Raw genomic sequence first — 309 nt, 5'->3', positions numbered from 1 at the left:
TGTGAGCGTGAGCGTGACAGCACAAGACGATCCAGTGGATGCAGTCAACGACAGCGTGACGGTGCTTGAAGATGGCAGCGTGGCGCTGAGCCTACTGGCTAACGACAGTGCGCCAGACGGTGGTCTTGAAATCACGTCGATCAACGGCGTGGCGTTAACAGGGTCTGCACAAACCATCAGCGTGGACAATGGCAGCGTGGTTATCGCGGCCGATGGCACGATGACGTTCGAGCCGGCGGCTGACTTCAATGGCGACATCAGCTTCGACTACGACGTGAAAGACGCGGACGGCGATGTCGATACGGCGAC

The 309-nt window shown here is 58.9% G+C and carries 1 protein-coding gene; it reads left to right on the top strand.

Annotation, left to right across the window (positions count from 1 at the left end):
- Positions 1-13: 13 nt before the first annotated feature.
- Positions 14-309: Ig-like domain-containing protein (locus A6E06_RS19460; protein WP_255312115.1), on the top strand; the 296-nt coding region annotated here is incomplete at its 3' end.

The organism is Aliivibrio sp. 1S175 (genome assembly GCF_001690985.1).
In the GTDB taxonomy this organism is placed as follows: domain Bacteria; phylum Pseudomonadota; class Gammaproteobacteria; order Enterobacterales; family Vibrionaceae; genus Aliivibrio.
The sequence above is the reverse complement of the archived record's forward strand: the minus strand, read 5'-3'. Positions and strand labels throughout refer to the sequence as shown.